Annotated in this window: 8 protein-coding genes and 1 pseudogene; 3 read left to right on the top strand and 6 right to left on the bottom strand. The window is 37.9% G+C overall.

Annotated elements, in window-relative coordinates; all coding sequences use genetic code 11:
- Positions 1-307: pseudogene (locus DEM91_RS11830) on the bottom strand (mobilization protein); the annotation flags it as partial.
- Between the two features lie 440 nt (positions 308-747).
- Between DEM91_RS11830 and DEM91_RS11825 the strand changes: the two are divergent.
- Positions 748-1404, top strand: a complete 657-nt coding sequence (locus DEM91_RS11825) for a hypothetical protein (protein WP_249859050.1) — start codon at positions 748-750, stop codon at positions 1402-1404.
- A 419-nt stretch (positions 1405-1823) separates the two neighbouring features.
- On the opposite strand, the gene DEM91_RS11820 is transcribed toward DEM91_RS11825, so the two are convergent.
- The 4 genes from DEM91_RS11820 to DEM91_RS11805 all read right to left on the bottom strand — a co-directional run bounded on the left by DEM91_RS11820 (position 1824) and on the right by DEM91_RS11805 (position 4274).
- Positions 1824-2366, bottom strand: a complete 543-nt coding sequence (locus DEM91_RS11820; RefSeq protein ID WP_249859049.1) for a hypothetical protein — start codon at positions 2364-2366, stop codon at positions 1824-1826.
- A 7-nt stretch (positions 2367-2373) separates the two neighbouring features.
- Positions 2374-2967, bottom strand: a complete 594-nt coding sequence (locus DEM91_RS11815) for a hypothetical protein (protein ID WP_249859048.1) — start codon at positions 2965-2967, stop codon at positions 2374-2376.
- A gap of 127 nt (positions 2968-3094) precedes the next feature.
- Entirely contained in the window at positions 3095-4075 is a 981-nt protein-coding gene (locus tag DEM91_RS11810; RefSeq protein ID WP_249859047.1) for a replication initiation protein, read from the bottom strand.
- A complete protein-coding gene (locus DEM91_RS11805; RefSeq protein ID WP_249859046.1) occupies positions 4059-4274 on the bottom strand; it encodes a hypothetical protein in 216 nt (71 codons plus the stop codon). Before DEM91_RS11805 ends, DEM91_RS11810 begins: the two co-directional genes overlap by 17 nt.
- Before the next feature lie 416 nt (positions 4275-4690).
- On the opposite strand from DEM91_RS11805, the gene DEM91_RS11800 reads away from it, so the two are divergent.
- Both DEM91_RS11800 and DEM91_RS11795 read left to right on the top strand, forming a co-directional pair.
- Complete coding sequence (locus DEM91_RS11800) at positions 4691-4948, top strand: hypothetical protein (RefSeq protein ID WP_249859045.1); 258 nt, start codon at positions 4691-4693, stop codon at positions 4946-4948.
- A complete protein-coding gene (locus tag DEM91_RS11795) occupies positions 4938-5276 on the top strand; it encodes a hypothetical protein (RefSeq protein ID WP_249859044.1) in 339 nt (112 codons plus the stop codon). Before DEM91_RS11800 ends, DEM91_RS11795 begins: the two co-directional genes overlap by 11 nt.
- 13 nt (positions 5277-5289) lie before the next feature.
- On the opposite strand, the gene DEM91_RS11790 is transcribed toward DEM91_RS11795, so the two are convergent.
- The coding region (locus DEM91_RS11790; protein ID WP_249859043.1) for a relaxase/mobilization nuclease domain-containing protein at positions 5290-6283 on the bottom strand (994 nt) is incomplete at its 5' end.

Raw genomic sequence — 6283 nt, 5'->3', positions numbered from 1 at the left:
AAGTGTCTATCCCGAACCGCTGTCGATACGCATCGGACAGCCTTTTCAAATCTTCCATTGTAGTTTCGGACTTGATGACCACGACCGCCTCTCGTATCGGGGTGGCTTTGGATTGCATACGCTGCCCTGTCGATTGGAGGTATCTTGACTTGATTTTTTCAAGTCGATCCGTCTGCGTATCTTTCTCCCAATACTCGTTGAGGTTGGAGAGGTCTTTTCGAACATAGTCGAGTTTCTTTTCCCTTTTGTTGTGTTGTTCGCTGCCACCCTTGACGGGCTGCACGTGGATAGATGTTTGTTGTGCCATAAGTTTGTTTTTTAGGGGGTGTGTCCTGAGGGGGTCAAGGGGGACGCCCCCTTGACCTCGGAGAGCCCACAACCCTGCAAGGGTTATAGTGGGCTATAACCTGCACACAGCGTTTACCTGTCGGCAAAGGTACAAAAACATTCTCAATATTCAAGCAATCCGGCAGTGGAAAATGTCAGAAGGGGGTGTAGGGGGCAGCATAGCCCCCACAGCGATAGCACCATGAAACGGAGTGGTTGGATGTGCGCCCGAGGTGTGGAGGAACGGAACACCATGCGCACGAGTGAAGAGAAACGAAACGGGTTATGTATATACCTATATGTCAGTTGTGTTCGATAACAGAGTTAGAAAATCAAAAAAATATCTTTTATTATTTGCTTTTTGTGAGTATATGCATTATTTTTGCAAATGCTATAACTTAAATTTAAAAAGCTATGCATATGAAGAAAAATTTTTTATTATTGGGACTATTGGCTTTTGTTTCCATTTTCATTTCTTCTTGTTCTCAGGAGGATACAGTAAATGACACTAGGACTTCTTCGCCAGAAAGTCTTAAAGTTGAGAAAATGACAAATCTGTTCAAAACTTACAATTGGAATATTGATACCACTATTCCTGAAAAAGAAAGGAATAAACTTATTCTCCAAATGGATTATGAAAAGGTTAAAAAATTTCTTGAAGATTTGGATAAAGGTATCAAGTTTGAAAAGAAGGATGCTATTGTGAGTGATGTAAAAACAAAGGCTCTCAAAACAAGAGGAGACATAGTACAGTACTATTGGATTACAGGAATCCATAGCAATGCTTTGACCCAAAGTAATACTATTTCAAGAATTGATATGACATATACTCCCCCTCGCACTCCAAGTGTTACAATCACAGGCAGTTCTATATCGTCAAATTATAGTGGTATGACATGGACACCTGATGATGATAATCCTAAAGAATTTTCTTTTTCTGGCAGAAGATGTGATATATCTTTGAAAGGAACTATAAGGTATAAGCCCTTTTATTCTGGAAAGCAAATTATGGCAGGTTATGTTACTAAAAGTAGCCGTGGTTACTTGGATGGAGGTAAGGTTGAAAGACTTCATTAAATAATAAAATAGAAAATCCAATGATTGGGCAAGAAGTAATACATTACTTCTTGCCCAAATTTTATTACTTCTTTCGTTTCTTAGAGTATGTTAGGCGAAAGATATACTAAATTCCAACTTTCATTATATCTCAATATCAATGAGTTTATTTTATAGCCACCCAGTTACAACTTCCTCCTGACTTTAACTTTCTGTACTCTTCTTTTTGATAGCGTTGATTACATGATGAGTGGAGAGAGGAACGAACGGAACGAAAAGGGAAAGAGGAGAAACGACGATTGACCGAGCGCACGAGTTGAAGTGAAACGGAAACGATACCATAAAAGCCAAATTCCACCAGCTACAAATTTTGCATGTGGTGGACATGATCTTGCATCAGGTACAAATGGTTATGTGTTATGGAGTCTATAAGGTTTTTGTTATAAACTTATATCTTTAGGATTCTTAAAGCTTTTTATGTAATTACCATTTGAGAAATAATGGTAGCTTGCATAATCAATTTCTTTTAGATTTAAACCGATTAAAGAATGATAAAATTTATCGATATATTTTGCCCTTGATTTAGTATTATATACACTTGTTTTTATCATTAAAATAGGAAAATTATTTGTGATACCTAAAAAAATGTCATCATAAATATTTGAAATAACAAGTAAATCTGTATTGTTTTTCTTACATATATCTTCTAATATGTTTGGAGGAAAACAAAAAGAAGATTTACAGAATGGTGTATAATCGTATATTATAACGTTGTTATGATTTGAAAGGTATTCTTTTACTTGTTCTACAGTGACAGTGTATATTTTTGAGTAGTCGTGGATTTCGTCTATTTTTCCTTTGTAGTTAATTATTTTTGCTTGTTCCTTTTTTGACAAGTGGGAATAACCTGATGTCAGTCCTGCTATCTGACAAGATACCAGAAAAAAAGGAACAAGTAAAAAAATAATGATAGAGCGTTTCATAGAAAACTCATTTTAATGGAATTCTATAACCTCCAAATTTACCTACAGAACGATCAAATGAATACGAACCTTGTGAAACGATTAATTCCTTTTCTTTATTATTAATGGAATTAAATCCTTCTAGTTGTTCTTCTATAACGAGTGGTTGAAGTTTATTTAGATTTATGCCTGTGGGTTTTTCTGCTAATTCTAAATCAACAAATTTATTTCCTTCTGAATCACTTTTTATATTGAAAGAACTGTATTCTGAATGTTTTTCAAGTAGAATATCTACATCCTTGTTATGTAGCTTCGGAAACCAGACAAAATCACAAAAACCAAAACCTCTCCTACATCCAGTAGAAGGGCGTGCTATTCTTACAGAGAAAATTCCAATACTAAAGCCACTGCTATTGCTTTGTATTTCTTTGTCATTTTCTGTATTTTTAGATGTTTGTTCTGGTTCATTTTCTAAGCTAGCTCTTGTTTCTACTAAATTTACGGTGTTAAACTTTAAATTAGCCATAAAATCATCACTGTACATACCATTGGTAGCAATATCTTCTTGTTGACAAGATGCTAAACTTAATAAAACAATAGAGATTAAGTAAAACTTTTTCATAAGGTTTCTATTTTTAGAATTAAACATAAGTAATGATTTTGCAAATTTATATAAAATCTAAAAAAAAAACAATCAAAAAAAAATTTTTTTTATAGTTTGTTTACTTTTGATATTAAAAAGCTATATATTATTTACTTTCTGCTGTTTTCTTCTTGATTGCATTGATTACGTAGCCGATGCGGTTCTTAGCAGTCCTCGAAGGACCAACAAGGGAAGAAAGAAACCCAATAAAGTCGAGTATATTTTTCTCTCCCTCGATGATAGTCTTCTTATTCTTACTAATTTCGTCTGCCTTGAACTCAAAAGAATAACGAAAGTAGTCGTAGGCTTCACGGCTTATTTGTGCGCTTATAGAAACCTTTGAGTGTAATTCTGCTTCGTACAGATTAGCGTCTTTGTTATCGGGGTTGAATGTAGGGAAGAATTTAAATCCGACAACCTTACGACCCTCTTTTACGTCGATGTAGTTGAACGAGTAGGGACTACTCTCATCAAGCTCTTTTTTGGCAACGTCTAAAACTCGAGCCTTAAAATTGGCAGGTAGTTTATATTTGTCGGTTACACAGAACATTTCTCTTAATTGCTCGAAAGTAAATTCCAAAGGTCTTTTTTGTCCGCTCAATAGTTCGTACATACGCATGGTATAGACTGAATCAAACTGCATAGCTGTAATAAGTTCGTACTTTCGATAACCTTTTGTGAAGTCCAGCATGGCATTCCAAATTTTATTGTGAACCTCGAACTTTACCATCCCATTGTTCTTTTCAAGTTTTACACCCAATATTATTTGTGTGCTTTCCCAAACCTTTTCATCCTCATAGACGACTGTTTTTTTTTGTAGCGAAGAGAATGCTGCTTTTGCCTTGGTGTAGTTCTCATCCCTTTCATTCTTAAGAATATCTGTAACAGGCATAGTTAGTTCTCTACCAAACAAGGAATGGTCTATTTTATGGAGGTTATCCCTAATCATAATGCCTTTAATTTCGTCTTGTGCAAACTCCACTATGCGGTATAAAATACGCTTTTCGTAAGCTGTGAATTTATATCGAGAAGTCGTCAGGGTGTACGACTGTACTACATTTTTGTTTCCCTTAATAGTCCGTGCCATTGTCTTTTGTGATTAGATGTTCCATACCTGCTTTTATCATCCATTCATTGTAATGCTGTACAGCAGCATCCCCAGTGATACCCTTTGCAAGTCTGTCTTTTAGTTCTTCAGTCCACACTTTTTCCATTTCACGCAAGTCTTTTCCTGTCTGCTCGATATTATCCGAAACCCGTTGTAACTCCGATAAAGTCTTATTCATAAAGCATTGATTTTAAATTATGTGGCAAAGGTAATGTTTTTTTTATAACAAAATCAATAGTTTGTTATAGAAAGCATTAAATTTGTAATAGTTGAAGGCCGTTTTAACATTAAATTTGTGATAGTTAGCATTAAATTTGTAATAGTTAGAGCCCCTTTTTCTCGCATAATGCGCGCGCGCGAGGATAGACATAACAGTCGTTGTCTATAACAGAAATAAGGCTTTTATCGGGTTGGTTTTCCCGGGAAGCGGAAAGGAAACAAAAGGGGAAAAGACAAAAACACTCCCCCTTTGAGGGGGTGGAGGGGGTGCAGCGTAAGCGTGAAAAAAGCAAGTTTTTATGGCGTGTACCAATTTTGGTACATTTTTTTGGAAAATTGAAATAAAACTCTTATCTTTGCCGAAAAACAAAGATTATGGCAGTATTGAATTTTACATCAAGAGAATTTCGGAGCCAGCAGGCTCACGTGTTTGACTTGGCAGACCAGGGCGAAAAGATAGTTATTCGCAGAAGTAAGAAACAGGCTTACACCCTCGTTCCCGTTGAAGATGAAGATATAACTTTCACAAAAAGCCTTGAAGAGCGTATCGGCATGGCACTTCAAGAAGTGAAACAGATGAGAGAGGGCAAAATAAAAGAACTTTCAATGAACGACCTCCTCGATGAGCTTTAGAATTATACCCACTCCGACCTTTGCAAAGAGCTTGAAAGCATTGGCAAAGCGACACAAGTCCATGAAATCGGACATGGAAGAGTTTGTGAAATCTTTGGAAGGAAATCCCCTCCAAGGCACAGAACTTACTCCAGGTATTCGTAAAATCCGTATGGCTATCAAGTCCAAGGGTGGCGGAAAGTCTGGCGGTGCAAGGGTTATAACGTACAATGTTCTCGCAACTGAACAGGAGGGGAAAGTCTATCTTTTGGAAATCTATGATAAGTCGGACTATTCGACCGTCAAGGAAGAAGTCCTGAAAGAGATAGTCAAGGATTTGAGACTATAACTACAAGTAGGGGCTATCTTCTTAGTCCCCTGCTTCGCTGTTGTTGTTCCTCTTCCCTCACACCATTGGCAATGTTTCTTAATTCCCTTTCCGCCTGGTCCCATCTGCTGCCATATTGATACTGGCATATCACTCCGCCCATATTGAAGGCTGCACGTCTTAGGCTCTCGGCTGTATCTTCATTGCCTTGCATGACGAAAGACAACAACCTTCTATCGTCTGCATCAAAATGCCCATTGATATGGAAAACGAAGCTGCGAATTATTGCAAGACATTTTTCTATGATTGGGATTTCTTGAAAATCTTTGATTACTTCCCGCAGCTCTTTGTTCCGCTCCACAGCTTTGTTGTGCTTAACGACTAACTCGTTATACTTGGAAACGGCTTCCCTGCGTGTTTCATTAAGTGCAGCCTTTTGCTGCTCTTTCTGTTCCTCCTGCTGTGCTTTCAGCCCGACTATTTCCACCTTGATGTCGAAAATCTCCTTTTGTTTGGCGTTTATTTGCTCTCTAAGGGCTTTTATCGTCTTATCCTTGGAACTCTGCCCGAAAATACCTTTAATGCCCTCAGAAAGCGTTTTTGCGCTCTCTATGGCTGCCTCCTTGCGTGCCTTGGCTACCTTGAAACGCTCCAACTCCTCTTGCATCTGTTTTGCTTTCTTTTCCCTCTCGTCCTCGATTTGCCTTAACTTGACTTGCTCGGCTATGTTCTTGTATTGAATGGCTGAAAGGTGCTGCTTGTCGCTCGACACCCCCCTATCCATTTGCAGGACTTCCGCTGTTATCGTCTGCATCTCCACCATGTCTTGGCGGTTCAGTTTCAAACTCTTTCCTGTCTGTTGGTTAGTCCAATCAAAAACCAAATGGGCATGTAGGTTAGGTTTCCACTCTCCCTTTGGATAACCCTCGTCCTTATGGATAGCAATTTGAAAAGTGTCTATCCCGAACCGCTGTCGATACGCATCGGACAGCCTTTTCAAATCTTCCATTGTAGTTTCGGACTTGATG

Origin of the sequence: Prevotella sp. TCVGH, from assembly GCF_023522295.1 — a bacterium.
In the GTDB taxonomy this organism is placed as follows: Bacteria; Bacteroidota; Bacteroidia; order Bacteroidales; family Bacteroidaceae; genus Prevotella; species Prevotella timonensis.
The sequence above is the reverse complement of the archived record's forward strand: the minus strand, read 5'-3'. Positions and strand labels throughout refer to the sequence as shown.

What these genes read in the sequence shown, in the direction of transcription:
- DEM91_RS11825 (WP_249859050.1), top strand. Translation starts at nt 748, where the DNA reads ATGAAGAAAAATTTTTTATTATTGGGACTATTGGCTTTTGTTTCCATT.
- DEM91_RS11820 (WP_249859049.1), bottom strand. Translation starts at nt 2,366, where the DNA reads ATGAAACGCTCTATCATTATTTTTTTACTTGTTCCTTTTTTTCTGGTA.
- DEM91_RS11795 (WP_249859044.1), top strand. Translation starts at nt 4,938, where the DNA reads ATGAGCTTTAGAATTATACCCACTCCGACCTTTGCAAAGAGCTTGAAA.
- DEM91_RS11805 (WP_249859046.1), bottom strand. Translation starts at nt 4,274, where the DNA reads ATGAATAAGACTTTATCGGAGTTACAACGGGTTTCGGATAATATCGAG.
- DEM91_RS11810 (WP_249859047.1), bottom strand. Translation starts at nt 4,075, where the DNA reads ATGGCACGGACTATTAAGGGAAACAAAAATGTAGTACAGTCGTACACC.
- DEM91_RS11800 (WP_249859045.1), top strand. Translation starts at nt 4,691, where the DNA reads ATGGCAGTATTGAATTTTACATCAAGAGAATTTCGGAGCCAGCAGGCT.
- DEM91_RS11815 (WP_249859048.1), bottom strand. Translation starts at nt 2,967, where the DNA reads ATGAAAAAGTTTTACTTAATCTCTATTGTTTTATTAAGTTTAGCATCT.